Source organism: Streptomyces sp. NPDC101160, from assembly GCF_044768205.1.
Taxonomy (GTDB): Bacteria; Actinomycetota; Actinomycetes; order Streptomycetales; family Streptomycetaceae; genus Streptomyces.
In genome coordinates this window covers 296150-314354 of record NZ_JBIWPJ010000010.1, presented here as the reverse complement: position 1 = coordinate 314354, position 18205 = coordinate 296150, and the positions used below count along the sequence as shown (strand labels likewise).

18 protein-coding genes are annotated in these 18205 nt (G+C 72.1%); 10 read left to right on the top strand and 8 right to left on the bottom strand.

Translation table 11 applies throughout. The annotated features are described in order from the left end of the window. Nucleotides 1-250: 250 nt before the first annotated feature. Both ACIRSU_RS31145 and ACIRSU_RS31140 read left to right on the top strand, forming a co-directional pair. Nucleotides 251-2383, top strand: a complete 2133-nt coding sequence (locus ACIRSU_RS31145) for a LamG-like jellyroll fold domain-containing protein (RefSeq protein WP_403799206.1) — start codon at nt 251-253, stop codon at nt 2381-2383. Nucleotides 2384-2475: 92 nt separating this feature from the next. After that, complete coding sequence (locus tag ACIRSU_RS31140; RefSeq protein WP_403799203.1) at nt 2476-2832, top strand: hypothetical protein; 357 nt, start codon at nt 2476-2478, stop codon at nt 2830-2832. 19 nt (nt 2833-2851) lie between these two features. Here the strand turns inward: ACIRSU_RS31140 and ACIRSU_RS31135 are convergent, their stop codons facing one another. Further along, nucleotides 2852-3607 carry an SDR family oxidoreductase gene (locus ACIRSU_RS31135; protein ID WP_403799200.1) on the bottom strand — a complete coding sequence of 252 codons (756 nt, stop codon included), beginning with the start codon at nt 3605-3607 and terminating at the stop codon, nt 2852-2854. A gap of 152 nt (nt 3608-3759) precedes the next feature. Here ACIRSU_RS31135 and ACIRSU_RS31130 point away from each other — a divergent pair, with 152 nt between their 5' ends. Continuing rightward, nucleotides 3760-4533, top strand: a complete 774-nt coding sequence (locus tag ACIRSU_RS31130) for an SDR family NAD(P)-dependent oxidoreductase (protein WP_403799197.1) — start codon at nt 3760-3762, stop codon at nt 4531-4533. 71 nt (nt 4534-4604) lie between these two features. On the opposite strand, the gene ACIRSU_RS31125 is transcribed toward ACIRSU_RS31130, so the two are convergent. Beyond that, on the bottom strand, nt 4605-5657 hold the full coding sequence (locus ACIRSU_RS31125) for a GlxA family transcriptional regulator (protein ID WP_403799194.1): 1053 nt from the start codon (nt 5655-5657) through the stop codon (nt 4605-4607). 218 nt (nt 5658-5875) lie between these two features. Here ACIRSU_RS31125 and ACIRSU_RS31120 point away from each other — a divergent pair, with 218 nt between their 5' ends. Continuing rightward, nucleotides 5876-6799, top strand: coding sequence for an NADP-dependent oxidoreductase (locus ACIRSU_RS31120; RefSeq protein ID WP_403799191.1), 924 nt, complete (start codon nt 5876-5878; stop codon nt 6797-6799). A gap of 116 nt (nt 6800-6915) precedes the next feature. On the opposite strand, the gene katG is transcribed toward ACIRSU_RS31120, so the two are convergent. Further along, nucleotides 6916-9147 (bottom strand): catalase/peroxidase HPI, encoded by a 2232-nt coding sequence (gene katG / locus ACIRSU_RS31115; RefSeq protein ID WP_403799188.1) that lies wholly within the window; start codon nt 9145-9147, stop codon nt 6916-6918. Between the two features lie 174 nt (nt 9148-9321). Between katG and ACIRSU_RS31110 the strand changes: the two genes are divergently transcribed. Next, entirely contained in the window at nt 9322-9759 is a 438-nt protein-coding gene (locus tag ACIRSU_RS31110) for a Fur family transcriptional regulator (protein WP_403799184.1), read from the top strand. Nucleotides 9760-9809: 50 nt separating this feature from the next. Here ACIRSU_RS31110 and msrB read toward each other — a convergent pair whose 3' ends face one another. From msrB to ACIRSU_RS31090, 4 genes are all read right to left on the bottom strand, one after another. Next, nucleotides 9810-10217 (bottom strand): peptide-methionine (R)-S-oxide reductase MsrB, encoded by a 408-nt coding sequence (gene msrB / locus ACIRSU_RS31105; protein WP_403799181.1) that lies wholly within the window; start codon nt 10215-10217, stop codon nt 9810-9812. A 10-nt stretch (nt 10218-10227) separates the two neighbouring features. Then, entirely contained in the window at nt 10228-11619 is a 1392-nt protein-coding gene (gene murC, locus ACIRSU_RS31100; protein ID WP_403799178.1) for a UDP-N-acetylmuramate--L-alanine ligase, read from the bottom strand. A gap of 127 nt (nt 11620-11746) precedes the next feature. After that, entirely contained in the window at nt 11747-12217 is a 471-nt protein-coding gene (locus tag ACIRSU_RS31095) for an indole-3-glycerol phosphate synthase (RefSeq protein ID WP_403799175.1), read from the bottom strand. A gap of 104 nt (nt 12218-12321) precedes the next feature. Next, nucleotides 12322-13092, bottom strand: coding sequence for a pyrimidine reductase family protein (locus ACIRSU_RS31090; protein ID WP_403799172.1), 771 nt, complete (start codon nt 13090-13092; stop codon nt 12322-12324). Nucleotides 13093-13128: 36 nt separating this feature from the next. On the opposite strand from ACIRSU_RS31090, the gene zapE reads away from it, so the two are divergent. Together zapE and ACIRSU_RS31080 are read left to right on the top strand one after the other, a co-directional pair. After that, nucleotides 13129-14223: a cell division protein ZapE gene (zapE, locus tag ACIRSU_RS31085; RefSeq protein ID WP_403799170.1), complete on the top strand. Its 1095-nt coding sequence runs from the start codon at nt 13129-13131 to the stop codon at nt 14221-14223. A 31-nt stretch (nt 14224-14254) separates the two neighbouring features. Next, entirely contained in the window at nt 14255-14680 is a 426-nt protein-coding gene (locus ACIRSU_RS31080) for an OsmC family protein (RefSeq protein WP_403799168.1), read from the top strand. A gap of 19 nt (nt 14681-14699) precedes the next feature. Here the strand turns inward: ACIRSU_RS31080 and ACIRSU_RS31075 are convergent, their stop codons facing one another. Then, nucleotides 14700-15638 carry an oxidoreductase gene (locus tag ACIRSU_RS31075; protein ID WP_403799166.1) on the bottom strand — a complete coding sequence of 313 codons (939 nt, stop codon included), beginning with the start codon at nt 15636-15638 and terminating at the stop codon, nt 14700-14702. 77 nt (nt 15639-15715) lie between these two features. Here ACIRSU_RS31075 and ACIRSU_RS31070 point away from each other — a divergent pair, with 77 nt between their 5' ends. Genes ACIRSU_RS31070 through ACIRSU_RS31060 form a run of 3 tightly spaced genes read left to right on the top strand, consistent with a single transcriptional unit; the run spans nt 15716 to nt 18203 of the window. Further along, entirely contained in the window at nt 15716-16321 is a 606-nt protein-coding gene (locus tag ACIRSU_RS31070; protein ID WP_403799163.1) for a TetR family transcriptional regulator, read from the top strand. 23 nt (nt 16322-16344) lie between these two features. Further along, entirely contained in the window at nt 16345-17292 is a 948-nt protein-coding gene (locus tag ACIRSU_RS31065) for a PPK2 family polyphosphate kinase (protein ID WP_403799161.1), read from the top strand. 17 nt (nt 17293-17309) lie between these two features. Beyond that, nucleotides 17310-18203, top strand: coding sequence for a polysaccharide deacetylase family protein (locus tag ACIRSU_RS31060; RefSeq protein WP_403799158.1), 894 nt, complete (start codon nt 17310-17312; stop codon nt 18201-18203). The last annotated feature ends 2 nt before the right edge of the window (nt 18204-18205 follow it).

Here is an 18205-nt window from a genome sequence, read left to right as displayed (position 1 = left end):
CGCCGGCCCGCCCCGGGCCGGCGGGCCCCCCCCCCCCCCCAGCCCCGCCCGCTGGCCCTGCCCCCCCCCCCCCCGGGCGGGGCGCCCCCCCCCCCGGGGGGGGGCCCCCCCCCCGCGGCTCGGCCCGGGCGGGGGCGCCCAGAACTGCCTCGACCTGCGCCGATGCGGATGGCAGAGTCGTGACCGCTGCCCCGGACTCGGGGCGGGGGGAGGCGCGGACCCCCACAGGTCCGCCGGTAAGTGACGACACATGAGAAGAATCGCGGCCCGTGGGCTGCACCTCCTGACGGCCCTCCTCGCGGCCGTCGTCCTGCTCGGGGGACAGACGGCACCCGCCGCGGCGGTCACGACGACACCGGGGGACGCGGCGGGCACGGCCCACACCCGGGAGTCGGTCCGGGCGATGACCTGGAACCTGTGCGGCGAGGCGGGCGGCCGGGTGGCCTCGGACGCCGGCTACTGCCCGTACCGCAACGTGCCCGGCAAGAAGATCGAGGGCATCGCCCAGCTGGTCAAGGACCGTGACCTCAACGTGGTCATGCTCCAGGAGGTGTGCTCGGTCAGCCACCTGGCCCCGCTGGAGGCGAAGCTGGAGGCCGACGATCCCGGCTCCGACTGGACGTTCGCGCTCGCCGGCGTGACGCGCCCCGGGGACGCGTACCAGACCGAGCAGCCGGGAATCGAGTTCATCGACTCGCAGGGCTCGAAGTGCCGCGGCTCGCTGACCGGCACGCTGGGTGTGGCCATCGGCGTCAAGGGCCGGATGACGTGGAAGACCGAGACGGACTTCACCACTCCGCTCGGTCTGTCGATGGACCGCGGCACCGTGCTGTGCGTGGAGGTGGCCGGATGGGAGAACCACGTGTGCACGACGCACGTCTCCAACTTCGGCGCGGACGTCCCGGCGAAACTGACCCAGGCGCAGGCCGACCAGTACTACAGCGACCAGATCGCGACGATCGCGGGCGTGGTCGGGAAGTTCCCGTCCGTCGTGCTCGGCGGTGACTTCAACACCCGGCTCCAGGACCGGCTCCAGCCGCTCTACAGCCTGATGTCGGAGTGCGACCAGCGGTCGTACTACCCCGGCGACGCCTCCAACGAGCCCACGAAGTTCACGCTCGACGGCGTGACGACCGACGCGAACGGCGGGATCCTGTCGTACGCCGGATACCTCACCTCGAAGATCGACTACCTCTTCGCCACCGACGGCTTCACCGGCTGTGACTCCCGGACCGACTTCTCCGACCAGACGGACTACCGTCTCTCGGTCCAGCCGACCTGTACGAACGCGACACCGACGACCGTCACCAACCCCTGCACGCCCGGCGCGACCGGCTACTCCGACCACACCCCGCTGTACGGCTACACGCAGGGCGGCGCCGCGCTGTCGTGGCGGCTCGACGGCAGCCCGGAAGGATCCGGCGGCGGGGCGCTGTCGGGCGGTGCCTCCTGGGCGCCGGGCGAGCACGGCGGGGCGCTGGCGCTGGACGGTTCGACCGGCGCCGTGACCGCGTCCGGCCCCGCCGTGGACACCACCCGCGGCTTCACCGTCTCCGCCTGGGCGAAGGTGAACCCGGGCGCGGGCACGGGGGTCGTGCTGTCCCAGGACGGGACGACGATCAGCGGGATGATGCTCTTCTACAACGCGGGCGACGGCACCTGGCGCTTCGCCCTGCCGAAGGCCGACAGCGCCACCTGGAGCGTCGACCAGGCCATCGCCCCCGCCGCCGCGACCGGCACGTGGACGCAGCTCACGGGCGTGTACGACGCGACCGCGGGCACGGTCGCCCTCTACGTCGACGGCGTGAAGAAGGCCACGGCCGTCCACGCCGAAGCCGACCGCTGGGCCGCCACGGGCCCGTTCGTCGTGGGCCGCGACAAGGTGAAGGGGGCGGGCAACGCGTTCTTCAACGGTTTCGTGCAGCGCGCGGCGGCGTTCGACCACCCGCTGCGCGACGACCAGATCGCCTCGTACGCCGTCGGGCTGACGGCCCCCACCGGCCGGAACACGGCGCTGCGGGGCGTCCCCGGCGAGCCGTCCTCGCAGGGCTGCCACCAGAACGTCGACCCCTTCGGCGCCGACTACGGCACGGCGACCACGCTCACCCCGACACTGACGGCCACGGTCAGGCACCCGGACCCGTCGAAGGAGGTCTGGGCCGAGTTCTCGATCTGGGACAACACGGACAGCACCCGGCCGCAGCCCATCACCATGGGCGAGGCGGGCTCGGCCAGCACGAAGGTCCGCGGCCAGGGCACCGTCTCCGTCCCGGTCCCCCAGCTCGTCCCGGGCCACGACTACGGCTGGCGCGTCCGCACCACGGACGGCACGACCACGTCTCCGATCTCGACGAACTGCCACTTCAGGGCGCCGGCGGCGTAAGCGTGAAACCCGGTGGCCGCCACGCCGACCCCAGGGGTACGGTCGGCGGCCACCGCCTTCACAGGCACACGGACCCGAGAGAGAGCGAAACCATGACCAGCCGCCGACGCGCGACCACCACCCTCTGGCGCCCCACGGGCCCTGAGGAGCTGGAGCTCGTGCGCGCGTCGGGATGGCGGGCGTGGCCGCCGCGGCTGCCGGAGCAGCCGATCTTCTACCCCGTCCTGAACGAGGACTACGCGATCCGCATCGCGCGGGACTGGAACGTCCCGCACAGCGGCGTCGGTTACGTGACGCGGTTCGAGGTCGACAGCGACTTCCTGGCCCGCTACCCGGTCCGGCAGGCCGGGGGCGAGACGATCCTGGAGCTGTGGGTGCCGGCGGAGGAGCTGGAGGAGTTCAACGCGCACATCGTGGGCGCGATCGAGGTCGTACGCGAGTTCCGCTGAGGCCGGGGCCCGGTCCGCGCTAGCGGGCCGTCTTCGCGCCCGGTCGCGTCGCCAGGAACTCCTCGAAGGTGACGCGGCCGTCGGCCCGGTCGGGCGCGAGGTGGCCGCCGGCCCGGAAGGCGCGGTAGGTCCGGCCCGCGAGCGGGGCGTTCAGGACGGTACGGCGCTTGCCGCTCGCGCGCAGGTAGGCGGCGGCCAGGTCGCGGAAGGTACGCACCTCGGGGCCGCCCATGTCCGGGACGCGGCCCGCGGGCTCGGCTTCCGCCAGCGCGGCGAGGCGGTCGGCGACCTCGGCCACCTCGATGGGCTGGTCGGGGACGTCCGCCGGGAGCAGCATCACGGGAAGCTTGGCCGACATCTCCAGGACTCGCAGGACGAGGTCGTGGAACTGGGTCGTGCGCAGGATCGTGTACCCGAGCCCGGACTCCTCGACGATCCGTTCGACGGCGAGCTTGGCCTTGTAGTACCGGAACGGCACCCGGTCGACGCCGACGATCGAGATGTAGAGCAGGTGCCGCACCCCGGCCCGCCGCGCCGCGTCGACGAGATGCCGCGCGGCCTTCTCGTCGCCACCCGTCTGGGTGCTGGCACAGTGCACGACGGTGTCCACGCCCGTGAGCGCCGCGTCCAGACCGGGCCCGCCCTCGCGCAGGTCGACGGCGTACGGCTGGGAGCGGCGACTCAGTACGCGCACCTCGTGGCCCTCGGCGCGCAGCCGCGCGGTGACGAGCCGCCCGAGGGTACCGGTCCCGCCGGTCACCAGGATCGTGGTCATGGCCGTGCCTTTCGTTCGTGTCGGCCTTCCGACATGTCGTCCGACATCTAGAGGACGGACCACCGTTCGGGAACGTGACATCGCCGCGAACACCTCGGACGGCGGCATCATGCGGTGTGCCAGGATGCGAACATCACTGCGAGGAGATCCGAATGACGTACCTGGACGACCTGTTCTCCCTCTCCGGCCGCACCGCCCTTGTCACCGGCGGCAGTTCCGGCATCGGCAAGGCCATGGCGCGGGCCCTCGCGGGCGCCGGTGCGCATGTCGTGATCGTGGCGCGGCGCGAGGCGGAGCTGAAGGCGGCCGTCGACGAGCTGACGGCCCTGGGCGGCCGGGCGGACTGGGTGAGCGGGGATCTCGGCACGCGCGAGGGCGTGCGGGCGGCGGCCGAGGATGCCGTACGGGCGCTGGGCGCCGAGCCGGACATCGTCGTCAACTCGGCCGGGATCAACCTGCGTCCGCCGCTGTCGGAGCTGAGCGACGAGGTCTGGGACCGGACCATGGCGGTGAACCTGGACGCGCCGTTCCTGCTCGGGCAGCGCTTCGGTCCCGGCATGGCCGAGCGCGGCTTCGGGCGGTTCATCCACATCACGTCCCAGCAGGCGCACAGGGCCTTCGTGAACTCGGGCGCGTACGGGGTGTCGAAGGGCGGCCTGGAGGCGCTCGCGCGTTCGCAGGCCGAGGCGTGGTCCCCGTACGGCGTGACCGCCAACACCCTGGTCCCGGGCTTCGTGATGACGCCGCTGAACCAGCGGCTCTCCTCCGACCCGGAGAAGGTCGCGGCGCTGGCCGCCCGCACGATGGTCGGCCGCAACGGGCTGGCCGAGGACTTCGAGGGCGCGGCCGTGTTCCTGGCGAGCCGGGCCTCCGCCTACGTGACCGGGCAGGCGATCTTCGTGGACGGCGGCTTCTCCGTCCACTGACCCGCACCCGTAACGCGTCACGCGTACCCGCAACCCGTACCCGTCCCCGTACCCCTGCCCCCCTGGCCGGATCAGGCGCTCTCTGGCGCCTCGGCGACGTCATGGGGGCTGAAGGTACGACGGTAGGCGGCGGGTGAGACGCCGAAGGCCGTTCTCATGTGGGCGCGCAGGGAGTTCGCGGAGCCGAAACCGGCTCGGTGCGCGACCAGGTCGATCGGCAGGTCGGTGGTCTCAAGCAGCTGCTTGGCCAGTTCCAGGCGTTGCGCGGTGAGCCACTGCACCGGCGTCATGCCGACCTCGTCGCGGAATCGCCTGGTGAAGGACCGCAGACTCATCCGGGCGTGCTCGGCGAGCTGGGCGAGGGAGAGCGGTTCGCCCAGGTGTTCCAGGGCCCAGGCGCGGGTGGCCGTGGTGCTGGCCACCGTGGGGTCGGGGACCGGACGGTCGATGTACTGGGCCTGCCCGCCGTCCCGCCAGGGCGGCACGACGCACATGCGGGCGGCCCGGTTCGCGGCCGCCGCTCCGTGGTCACGGCGGATCATGTGCAGGCACAGATCGACGCCGGCGGCCACGCCCGCGGAGGTGAGCACGTCGCCGTCGTCGACGAAGAGGACGTCCTCGTCGACCTTGACCTCGGGGTAGGCGCGGCGGAACTCGGGGGCCAGGTTCCAGTGGGTGGTGGCCGGCCGGCCGTCGAGCAGCCCCGCCGCGGCGAGCACGTAGGACCCGGTGCAGATGGAGACCAGGCGGGCGCCGGGCCGGACGCCGGCGATGGCCGCGGCGACGTCGGGGGGCAGGGGTCCGCCACGGCCCAGCTCGGGCATGGCGTGCGTGGGCGGGACGATCACGGTGTCGGCGGAGGCCAGGGCCTCGGGGCCGGCCGCGGGCTGCACGGTGAAGCCGGCGTCGCTGAGCACGGGGCCGCCGTCCGCGGTGCAGACGGTGACGTCGTAGAGCGGACGGCCCTCGGCGTCCTCCACGCTGGCGAAGACCCGGGAGGGGATGCCGAGCTCGAAGGGCGGCACCCCGGGCAGGGCGAGCACGGCGATCCGGTGCCGCCGGGGTGTCCCCGGGGTCCGGTCCCGGCCGTCGTCGGCCGCCGGGCGCCGTCGCCTGCCGGTCATGCCCAGATCCTCATCACCCAGATCCTCACGCCCAGATCGTCATGGCCACATCCTCATGGCCGACATCCCCCTGGCCAGATCCTGACACATCCTGGCCAGACGGCCAACACCGTCGTGGGCGCGGATGCCGCACCGTGGACTGCGTCGCGCCGGAACTCCCGGCGACGAGCTGATCGAGATGATCCAGCCGATCGAGACGAAGGACTTGGCGGAACAGCATGCGTGCGATGGTCGTGGAGCAGTGGGGCGGACCCGAAAACCTCGTCGAGCGTGAGGTCGAGCGCCCGCAGCCGGGACTGAACGAGGTCCTGGTGCGGGTGCACGCGGCCGGGGTGAACCCGGTGGACTGGAAGACCCGCGCCGGCGGAGCGCTCATCGAGTGGGGCACCGTGCCCGCGGTGGGCTGGGACGTGTCCGGCACGGTCGAGGCCGTCGGGCCGGGGGTGGGAGTGTTCCGTCCCGGCGACGAGGTCTTCGGGATGCCGCTGTTCCCGCGCCAGGCGGGCGGCTACGCCGAGTACGTCGTGGCGCCGGCCCGGCACCTCGCGCCGAAGCCGGCGGGCCTGACGCACGTGGAGGCGGCGGCGCTGCCGCTCGCGGCGCTGACCGCCTGGCAGGCCCTGGTGGACACGGCGGCCGTGCGGCCCGGCGAGCGGGTGCTGGTGCACGCGGCGGCCGGCGGAGTCGGCCACTTCGCGGTGCAGATCGCCAAGGCCCGCGGCGCGTACGTCATCGGCACGGCCAGCGCCGGCAAGCACGACCTGGTGCGGCGGCTGGGCGCGGACGAGGTGATCGACTACCGCTCGGTGCGGTTCGAGGACGTCGTGACCGACGTCGACGTCGTCCTGGACGGACTCGGCGGCGAGACGGCCGAGCGTTCCCTGAAGGTGCTCCGGGACGGCGGCCGGCTGATCACCCTGCCCGGCCCGGACGACGTGCCCGCCGCGCAGGACGGGGTGCGGGCGGTGTGGGTGCTGGTCGAGCCGGATCACCTGGGCCTGCGTGAGATCGCCCGGCTGGTGGAGCAGGGCGCGCTGAGGCCTGTCGTGGAGACGGTCCTTCCGCTGGCCGAGGCCGCGCGCGCTCACGAGATCGGCGAGCAGGGCCGTACCACCGGCAAGATCGTCCTGACGGTCGGCTGATCCGGGGCCGGGCCCGCACGGGGGGCGAAGGAGTTGGCTGCCCGCAGCGCCGAAGGCCCCAGGCGGTTTCCCGCCCGGGGCCTTCTCATGCACTGGTCAGGCGATCAAACAGGCGATCAGCGCAGGTCGAACCGGTCCAGGTCCATGACCTTGGTCCATGCCGCGACGAAGTCCTTCACGAACTTCTCCTTCGCGTCGTCCGAGGCGTAGACCTCGGCCACCGCGCGCAGCTCGGCGTTGGCGCCGAAGACCAGGTCGGCGCGGGTGCCGGTCCACTTGACGGTGCCGGCCGCGTCGCGGGCCTCGAACGTGGTCTGGTCGTCGGAGGTGGACGTCCAGTTCGTGTCGAGGTCCAGCAGGTTGACGAAGAAGTCGTTCGTCAGCTTGCCCGGCGTCTCGGTGAGGACACCGTGCTGCGTCTGCGGCTGGGTCACGCCGAGGACGCGCAGGCCGCCGACGAGGACCGTCATCTCCGGGGCGGAGAGGTTCAGCAGGTTCGCCTTGTCGACGAGGAGGTACTCGGCGGGGAGGCGCTGGCCCTTGCCCACGTAGTTGCGGAAGCCGTCCGCCTTCGGCTCCAGGGCGGCGAAGGACTCGACGTCCGTCTGCTCGGCGGTGGCGTCGACACGGCCGGCCGAGAACGGGACCTCGACGGCGAAGCCGGCGTCCTTGGCGGCCTTCTCGACGGCCGCGGTGCCCGCGAGGACGACCAGGTCGGCGATGGAGACCTTCTTGCCGCCGGTCTGGGCGGAGTTGAAGGACTCCTGCACGCCCTCCAGGACGCGGAGGACCTGGGCGAGCTCGTCGGGGTTGTTGACCTCCCAGTTGCGCTGCGGCTCCAGGCGGATACGGCCACCGTTGGCGCCACCACGCTTGTCGCTGCCGCGGAAGGAGCTGGCGGCGGCCCAGGCGGCACCCACGAGCTGGGTGACGGTCAGGCCGGAGCCGAGGATCTGCTCCTTGAGGGAGGCCAGGTCGGCGGCGTCGACCAGCTCGCCGTCACGCGCCGGCAGCGGGTCCTGCCAGAGCAGCTCCTCGCTCGGGACCTCGGGGCCGAGGTAGCGCACGACGGGGCCCATGTCGCGGTGGGTGAGCTTGTACCAGGCGCGGGCGAAGGCGTCCTGGAACTGCTCCGGGTTCTCGTAGAAACGGCGCGAGATCGGCCCGTAGATCGGGTCGAGCTTGAGCGACAGGTCGGTGGTGAGCATCGTCGGGCGGTGCTTCTTCGACGAGTCGAACGCGTCCGGGATGACCTCCGGGGCGTCCTTGGCGATCCACTGGTGGGCGCCGGCCGGGCTCTTGCTGAGCTCGTACTCGTACTCGAAGAGGTTCTTGAAGAACCCGTTGCCCCACTGGGTCGGGGTCTCGGTCCAGGTGACCTCGAGGCCGGACGTGATGGCGTCCTTGCCGACGCCCGTGCCGTAGCTGCTCTTCCAGCCGAGGCCGAGCTGCTCGATCGGCGCGGCCTCGGGGTCGGCGCCGACGTGGTCGGCCGGGCCGGCACCGTGGGTCTTGCCGAAGGTGTGGCCACCCGCGATGAGGGCGACGGTCTCCTCGTCGTTCATCGCCATCCGGCCGAAGGTCTCGCGGATGTCGCGGGCCGCGGCGATCGGGTCCGGGTTGCCGTTGGGGCCCTCGGGGTTGACGTAGATGAGGCCCATCTGGACCGCGGCGAGCGGGTTCTCCAGCTCGCGGTCGCCGCTGTAGCGCTCGTCGGCGAGCCACTCGGTCTCGGGGCCCCAGTAGACGTCCTCGTCCGGCTCCCACTCGTCGACGCGGCCGCCGCCGAAGCCGAAGGTCTTGAAGCCCATCGTCTCCAGGGCCACGTTGCCGGTGAGGATCATCAGGTCGGCCCAGGAGATGGCCTTGCCGTACTTCTTCTTGACCGGCCACAGCAGACGGCGGGCCTTGTCCAGGCTCGCGTTGTCCGGCCAGCTGTTCAGCGGCGCGAAGCGCTGCTGGCCGCCGCCGGCGCCGCCGCGGCCGTCGCTGATGCGGTAGGTGCCGGCGCTGTGCCAGGCCATGCGGATCATCAGCGGGCCGTAGTTGCCGAAGTCGGCCGGCCACCACTCCTGCGAGGTGGTGAGCACCTCGGCGATGTCCCGCTTCACGGCCGCGAGGTCGAGGGCCTCGAACGCGGCGGCGTAGTCGAACTCCTCACCGAGCGGGTTCGCCACGGCGGGGTTCTTGGCGAGGATCTTCAGATTGAGCCGGTCCGGCCACCACTGGCGGTTGCCGCCGCCCTGCGTCGGGTGCGGGGCGCGGCCGTGCGCGACCGGGCAGCCGCCGGTGCTCTCCGTCGCCGCCTCGTCCTCGGTGACAAGTGGATCGTGCTTCTGCTCAGACATCGGTGTTTCCTTCCGAACCATTCGGATCACGGAGCTCGGGAACTGCTGAGGCGTCGGTGCGGACGCACCCTCTTGCTCTTGGCTACTACTGGAGTCGATCCTATTGTGGACACAGTCCAAGTCAATATGACAGCCGGACTCATACGGATTACTCACACAGCAAGGCTGGTGACCATGAGCAACCTGCTGGAACGGCTTCGCGGTCGTGGCTGGCGGATGACCGCCCAGCGGCGCGTGGTCGCCGAGGTCCTCGACGGCGAGCACATCCACCTCACCGCGGACGAGGTGCTCGCGCGCGCCACCGAGAGACTGCCGGAGATCTCGCGCGCGACGGTGTACAACACGCTGGGCGAACTCGTCGCGCTCGGCGAGGTGATCGAGGTCTCCGGCGTCGGCCGGGCCAAGCGCTACGACCCCAACGCGCACCGCGAGCACCAGCACCTGGTCTGCGCCGGCTGCGGGACCGTACGGGACGTGCATCCGGCGGGCGACCCGCTGGACGGACTGCCGGAGGCGGAGCGGTTCGGCTTCACGGTGACGGAGGCCGAGGTCACCTACCGCGGGCTGTGCCCGGAGTGCGAGGCCGCCGGCGCCGTGGCTGAAAACAGCTGAGCCGACCGGCGCGCGTGGCGCCGGTCGGCTCAGGTGATGGGGCATGGTTGTCAGCTCTCGTCCGGCTCCAGCCGGAGCGAGATCGAGTTGATGCAGTACCGCTGGTCGGTCGGGGTCGGATACCCCTCGCCCTCGAAGACATGGCCCAGATGGGACCCGCAGCGGGCGCAGCGCACCTCGGTGCGGATCATGCCGTGGGACGTGTCGGCGAGCAGCTCGACGGCGTCGCTGTCCTTCGGGTCGTAGAAGGACGGCCAGCCGCAGTGCGACTCGAACTTCTCGTTCGACGTGAAGAGCTCCGCGCCGCAGGCCCGGCAGGAGTAGACGCCCTTGGTCTTGGTGTCCGTGTACTCCCCGCGGAACGCCGGCTCGGTGCCGGCGAGCCGGAGCACCTGGTATTCCGACGGAGTCAGCTCGGCCTGCCACTCCTCGTCGGTCTTCTCGACCTCGTACGCCATGAGTCGCTCCCTACTGCGAAAGCCGGTCCAGGATCCTCGGGCCCAGGTCGGTGACGTCACCCGCGCCCATGGTCAGAACCAGGTCGCCCGGCTTCGCCATTCCCGCGATCACGTCCGGCACGGTGGCCTTGTCGTGCACGGCGGTGACGTCGGCGCCCGCCGCACGGGCCGCGGCGATGATCAGCTCGCTGGTGACGCCGGGGATCGGGTCCTCGCGGGCCGGGTAGATGTCCAGGACCACGGACGCGTCGGCGAGCGCGAGCGCGTCGCCCATCTCGCGGCCCAGCTCCTGGGTGCGCGAGAAGAGGTGCGGCTGGAAGACGACCAGCAGGCGGGAGGCCCCGGCGGCGCCGCGCATGGCCTCCAGGTCGGCGGTCATCTCGGTGGGGTGGTGCGCGTACGAGTCGATGACCTGGACGCCCGCGGCCTCGCCCTTGAGCTGGAGGCGGCGGCCGACGCCGGTGTAGGCGGTGAGCGCCTGGGCCAGCCCGGCCGGGTCGATGCCCACGCGGGAACCGGCGGCGAGGGCGGCGGCGGCGTTGTGCGCGTAGTGGCGGCCCGGGACGGAGACGGTGAAGGTGTGCTCGGTGCCGTCGAGGGCGACGGTGACCTCGCTCTTCATCCCGTTCGGGACGATCTTCAGGATGCGGGCGTCGGAGTCCGCGGACTCGCCGACCGTGAGCACGGTCAGACCCTCGCGGCCGGCGACCCGGCGGGCCAGCTCGCGCGCGCCCTGGTGCTCGCCGACGACCAGCGTGCCGCCGGGGCGGATCTTGGCGGCGAACGCCTCGAAGGACTCGTAGATCTCGTCCATGTTCGCGTAGTTGGCGTGGTGGTCCAGCTCGACGTTGAGGACGATCGCCACGGTCGGGTCGTACTTCTGGAAGCTGCGGTCGCTTTCGTCGGCCTCGGCGACGAAGACCTCGCCCTCGCCGTGCCGGGCGTTGGTGCCCGGGCCGGCCAGGTCGCCGCCGATGGCGTACGAGGGGTCGAGGCCCAGCTCGGTGAGGGCGACGGCCAGCATGGAGGTGGTCGTGGTCTTGCCGTGCGTGCCGGCGACGGCGATCGCGCTCAGGCCGTCCATGAGGGAGGCGAGCGCGTCGGAGCGGTGCACGACCGGGATGCCCAGCTCGGCGGCGCGGGCCAGCTCGGGGTTGTCGGCGCGGATGGCGCTGGAGACGACGACGGCGGAGGCGTCGTCGGCGAGGTGCTCGGCGGCGTGGCCGATGTGCACGGTGGCACCCAGGGCGCGCAGCGCCTCGGCCGTCGCGGACTCCTTGGCATCGCTGCCGGCGACCTTGGCGCCGCGCTGGGCGAGGATCTTCGCGATGCCCGACATTCCGGCACCGCCGATGCCGATGAAGTGCGGCCGTTCCATGGCGGCAGGGATGGCGGGTGCCATGCGGTTCTCTCCCCTGGGTGTAACGGATGCGTGTGACGGATGCGTGCAACCTGGAAGTGCCAAGCCTAGTGGTTCGGGCCGGCCGGCCCGGGCGGGGCCGCCCGGGCCGGCCGTCGCCTCGCGGCCCCTACTCGCTGTGCGCGAAGAGCTTGAGGACGGGGACCCCGACCTTGTGCCGGGCACGGGAGGCCCAGTCGCGGTGGAAGAACTCCTCCACGTAGTGCGGGGCGGTCAGCACGATCACCTCGTCGGCAGCGGACTCCTCGACCACGGTCTTCATCTTGTCCAGGGGGTGGTTCTCGACCACCTGTCCGACCGCCTCGCAGCCGGCCGCTCTCAGCGCCTGCAGCGAGACCTCCAGGGCCTGCTCGGCCACCGGCCGCGCCTCCTTGCCCTCCGGCTTGTCGCCCTCGCGGGTCGCCTCCTTGAGCTCACCCATGGCGACGTCGTCGATGGCGCGCAGCAGTACATCGGCCTGGTCACCACGCGGCTGCATCAGAACGATGAACGACACGCCCTCGTCGCCGTGCAGGGTGGTGACGAAATCCACGTCGACGGACGTGAGGGGCTTCTCGATCATCAGAACGCTTGTGAACACCTCAGGAGCCCTTCTGCGGAAACCATCCTTCCCCGTGCCCGCACGGGGACTGCGAAGTGATTGTGCCCAGCGAACGCTAAGCGGAACGACAAATTCCGCGATTGTCAGATCCGAAGGTAGCGGGTGAAGAGGAAGCCGTCCTGCTCCAGCACCGCCGCCACGGCGAAGCGTTTCGGAACGGCGACCGGGGGCCCTCCGGCGATCCGCTGCGCGGTGCCGGCGGTCATGGTCGGCGAGACGCTCAGGCACAGCTCGTCGAGCACCCCGGCGGCCACGAACTGGCCGAGCAGGCGCGGGCCGCCCTCGGTCAGCTGGCGCCGCAGCCCGCGCTCCGCGAGCGCCGCGACCACCCGCTCCGGCTCGACCCCGGGCCCGTCGCCCGCGATCACCACCTCGGCGCCCGCCCGCTCGGCCTCGGCCCGGCGCTCCGCCGAGGACTCGGCACCGGTCAGGATCAGGGTCGGGACGAGGGGCTCGGTGAAAAGCGGAAGCGAGAAATCCAGGTCCAGGGAGGCCGTCACGACGGCGATCACCGGGGCCGGACCCTGCCCGGCCGCCGCCCGGCGGGCCGCGAAGACCTCCCGCGCCCGGGCCGGCCGGTAACCCTCGGACCGTACGGTCTCGGCGCCGACCACCACGACGTCGGCGAGGCCGCGCAGCGTCCCGAAGATCTGCATGTCGGTCTCGGAGGAGAGCGGCTGGGAGCGCCCTTCGTGCTGGCCGGCCCCGTCGAGCGAGGAGACCATGTTGGCGCGCAGCCAGGGGCGGGCGGCGGCTTCCGCCGGATACGCGTAGGCGTCGGCGAGCTCGTCGAGGGACCACTCCCTGTCCGACTCGCTGGCTGTCATGTCCGTCACAGGGAACAGGCGTCGCATCCTCGCAGTCTGACATGGCGCTTACAGTGGAGAACTGTGTCGACCCGTGCCATAACCGAAGCCTCTTCCACCACAGCGGCCCCGCTCTCGCTGTGCTCGCGAGAGCCGCATGTCCCCGCCGACCGCCTGGTGGCGGAGATGGTGCCGCCGCCGCGGTTCGACTCGGTGCGCTTCGACACGTACATACCGGACCCGAACCAGCCCAGCCAGATCGAGGCGGTCAAGGTCCTCGCCGACTTCGCCGAGGGGCTCGGCGGCGCCCACGCCTCCGGCGCCGGCAAGCGCCGCTGGTTCTCCAGGGCGCCGAAGAAGCAGGCCCCGGCGGCCGGCTCGCGCGGGGTCTATCTGGACGGCGGCTACGGCGTCGGCAAGACGCACCTGCTCGCCTCCCTCTGGCACGCCACCCCGGCCGAGCCGGCGCTCAAGGCGTTCGGCACCTTCGTGGAGCTGACGAACCTGGTGGGCGCGCTCGGCTTCCAGCAGACCGTGCAGACGCTTAGCGGACACCGGCTGCTGTGCATCGACGAGTTCGAGCTGGACGACCCGGGCGACACGGTCCTGGTCTCCTCGCTCCTCAGCCGCCTCGTGGAGCACGGCGTGGCGCTCGCCGCCACCTCCAACACCCTGCCCGGCAAGCTCGGCGAGGGCCGCTTCGCCGCCGCCGACTTCCTGCGCGAGATCCAGGGCCTGTCGGCGCACTTCCGCCCGCTGCGGATCGACGGCGAGGACTACCGCCACCGCGGCCTGCCCGAGGCCCCCGCCCCGTACTCCGACGAGGTCGTCACGAAGACCGCGTACGCGACCCCGGGCGCCTCCCTCGACGACTTCCCCCACCTGCTCGAACACCTGGCCAGGGTTCACCCGAGCCGGTACGGCGCGCTGACCGACGAGCTCACGGCCGTCTGCCTCACCGACGTCCAGCCGGTCCCCGACCAGTCGACCGCGCTGCGGCTCGTGGTCCTGGCCGACCGGCTCTACGACCGCGAGATACCCGTGCTCGCCTCCGGACTCCCCTTCGACAAGCTGTTCAGCGACGACATGCTGAACGGCGGGTACAAGAAGAAGTACTTCCGGGCGATCTCCCGGCTCACCGCGCTCGCGCGGGACGCGAAGGGGCTCGTGGCGCAGTAGCTTGGGGCCATACCCCAGCGAAAGGGATCACATGGCCACCGTGCGTCACGCCCACACCGTCTGGCAGGGCGACCTCCTCAAGGGTTCCGGTGTCGTCACCCTCGACTCCTCCAAGCTCGGCTCGTACGACGTCACCTGGGCGTCCCGTGCCGAACAGCCGGACGGCCGGACCAGCCCCGAGGAGCTGATCGCCGCCGCGCACTCGTCCTGCTTCTCGATGGCCTTCTCCAACGGCCTGGCCAAGGCCGGCAACCCACCGACCCGCCTGGAGACCAAGGCGGACGTCACCTTCCAGCCCGGCGAGGGCATCACGGGCATCCATCTGACCGTGCGCGGCGAGGTGCCGGGCCTGGACGAGGAGAAGTTCCAGGCGCTGGCGGAGGACGCGAAGAAGAACTGCCCGGTGAGCCAGGCGCTGACCGGGACGACGATCACACTGACGGCGGAGCTGGCGTAACCCCTGCGGACAACGGGGCTCAGCCCAGCCCGTAGCGCACCTCGGTGAGGCGCTCCGACAACTCCCACAGACGGCGACCGGTCTCCTGATCGGTCGCCGTCGGCGCGAGCGCGACCCGCTTGGGCGCGCCGCGCAGCTCACCGGGTCCGTCCGGCCCGACGAACGCGCCCCCCTCGACGCCGGGCGCGGTCGCCGCGTAGAGCTGCGGCAGGGCGCCGGTCTCGGGCGACTGGGCGAGCAGCGGCCCGAGGATCCGGCCGAAGACGAGCCGTACGAGGGCCACCGGGGTGTCGTTCTGGAGGTTGGTGGCGGTGTAGCCGGGGTGAGCGAGGACGCTGCGCACGGGGCTGCCGGCGGCGGTCAGGCGGCGGTGCAGCTCGTGGCCGAAGACGGCGTTGGCGAGCTTGGACTGGTTGTAGAAGCCCATGGGCGAGTAGCCGCGCTCACCGTCGATGTCGTCGAAGTGGATGGTCCCCTTGCGGTGCTGGAGCGAGCTGACCGTGACGACCCGGGGCTCGCGCCCGGCGGCCAGGCGGTCGAGCAGCAGCCCGGTGAGGGCGAAGTGACCCAGGTGGTTGGCGGCGAACTGGAGCTCGTGGCCCTGGGCGCTGAGGGTGCGCGGCGGCGCCATCACGCCCGCGTTGTTGACCAGCACGTCGAGGTGCCGGTGGTCCGCGCGGAGCTTCGCGGCGAACTCCCGTACGGAGGCGAGGTCGGCCAGGTCGACCCGCCGCACGTCGAGGCGGGCGCCCGGCACGCGGCCGGCGATGTCGAGCGCGGCGTCGCGGCCCTTGCGCTCGTCGCGGACGGCGAGGACGACATGGGCGCCGTGGCGGGCGAGGGCGCGGGTGGTGGCGAGGCCGAGGCCGCTGTTGGCGCCGGTGACGACGAAGACGCGTCCACTGAGGTCGGGGATGTGGTCGGCGTTCCACTTCTGGGTGTCCAGCTGCGTATCCATGTGACACACGCTGCCTCTGGTGTCACTCGGTGTCAAGTTTTTCATTCGGTGCCACTTCTCGGACTACGATGGGCGGCATGAGCCTCGCCGCACGCAAACGCCAGCTCGTCGCCACCGAACTCACCGAGTCCGCCCTCCAGCTCCTCGCCCTGAGGGGCTTCGACGGGGTCACGGTGGACGAGATCGCGGCCGCCGCCGGGGTGTCGAAGCGGACCTTCTTCCGCTACTTCGCGTCCAAGGAGGACGTGGTCGTCCAGTTCCTGTCCGGCATGGGCACCGACATCGCCTCGGCGCTCGCCGCCCGGCCGGCCGGCGAGCCGGCCTCCGTCTCGCTCCGCCACGCCGTCGCCGTGCCGCTCGCCGCCTGCACCGACGAGCACCCCGACCACGCGGCCCGCGCGCTGCGCGTGGTCCAGCTGGTCCTCCGCACCCCGGCCCTCCTCGCCCGCCTGCTGGAGCGGCAGGCGGAGTGGCGCGAAGCGCTCGCGGCGGAGCTGGCCCGGCGCCGGGACGTGGACCCGGTGGCCGACCTGTACCCGCGGCTCGCCGCCGGCACGGCGCTGGTCGCCTTCCACACGGCGCTCGAGCGGTGGAGCGACAGCGAGGCGGCGGAGGACCCGCTGGAGCTGCTCGACCGGGCGTTCGGGGTGGTGGCACCGGCGCTGGACGCGCAGGATCGGTAGGAGGCGGGCCGCCGGAAGGAAGGATGGACGGACGAGTGCCGAAGAGGAAGACGAGCGCGGAGTCGAAGGCGGAGTCGAGGGCAGAGTCGGAGGCAGAGGGGGCAGAGACGAGGGCGGGGTCGAGGGCGGAGACGAAGAGGCCGGGTGCCGTACTGAGGCTGCCGGTGGGCGAGCGGATCGACCTCTCCTCGTACGACGCCTCCGCGACCCCGGTCGGCCCCGCCGACAAGAGGGCCGGCCGCACTGCCACCGCCGCCCTCGCCCCGCGCCTCGCCGAACTCCAGGAACGCCTCTACGCGGCGAGCACCGCCGGCGACCGGCGGCGCCTCCTCCTCGTCCTCCAGGGCATGGACACCAGCGGCAAGGGCGGCACGCTCAAGCACGTCATCAGCCACTTCAACCCCGCCGGCTGCCGCGTCCACGCCTTCAAGGCCCCCACCCCGGAGGAAAGCGCCCACCCCTTCCTCTGGCGCGTCACCCAGGCCCTCCCCCACCCCGGCGAGATCGGCATCTTCGACCGCTCCCACTACGAGGACGTCCTCGTCGCCCGCGTCCGCGCCCTGGCCCCGCCGGCGGAGATCGACGACCGCTATGCCGACATCGCCGGCTTCGAGAAGTCCCTCGTCGACAACGGCGTCACCCTCGTCAAGGTCTTCCTGCACATCTCCTACGAGGAACAGCGCGCCCGCCTCCTCGCCCGCCTCGACAACCCCGCCAAGCACTGGAAGTTCAGCCCCGGCGACATCGACGACCGCGCCCTCTGGCCGGCCTACCAGAAGGCGTACGAGGTCGCGATGGAGCGCTGCGCCACCGACCGCACACCGTGGTACCTGGTCCCGGCGGACCGCAAGTGGTACCGCAACTGGGCGATCAGCAGGCTGCTCCTGGAGCATCTGGAGGAACTGGACCCGCAGTATCCGAAGGGGGACTTCGACATGGCGGAGTGCCGGAGGCGCCTGCTCACCGAATGATCGGTTAATTTCCGTAGGTGACCATTTCTGCACGAAAGCTGTCGGCGCTGGCTCTTCTGGGCGCCGTACTCGTCGGCTGCGGCGGGGGCGCGGCCGACTCCCCCGCGCACCCCGCGCATGCCGCGCCGCCCTCGCGCCCCACGGCGGCGTCCCCCGGCACCAAGGCCGCGGCGCCCGCTCCCGACCACCCCGCCGCGCCCGTCCGCAAGGTGCCGCCCACGCTCCCGCCGGCGGCCGGCGGGCTCACGCCCGTCTACACGCACCGGGCCAAGAGCACGGAGAAGGTCGTCGCGCTCACCTTCGACGCGGACATGACGGCCGACCAGGGGCCGCGGGCGGCCCGGGGCGAGCACTTCGACAACCCGGAGCTGATCGCGACCCTGCGCCGGCTCAAGGTGGACTCGACCGTGTTCATGACGGGGCGCTGGGCCGAGGAGTACCCGGACGAGGCGAAGTCGATCGGCAACGATCCGCGCTTCGAGATCGCCAACCACTCCTTCAGCCACTACGCCTTCGCGAGCCCCTGCTACGGCCTGCCGACCGTCGCCGGGCCCGACATGGCCTCCGACGTCCAGCGCGCCTTCGACGCCTTCCGCGACGCCGGCGCCACCAACGTCGTCCCGTACTTCCGCTTCCCCGGCGGCTGTTACGACGACGAGGCACTCCGCGCCCTCGCCCCGCTCGGCGTCACCGCCATCCAGTGGGACGTCGTCAGCGGCGACGCCTTCGCCAAGGACGCCGACGCCGTCGCCGAGCAGGTGCTCTCGGGGGTGAAGCCGGGCTCGCTGGTCGTCATGCACTGCACCCGCAGCGCGGCCCCGGTCACCGAGCAGGCGGTCCGCCGGATCGTGCCGGAGCTGCGGGCGAAGGGCTACCGCTTCGTGAAGGTGTCGGAGCTGATGAGCCGTTAGCG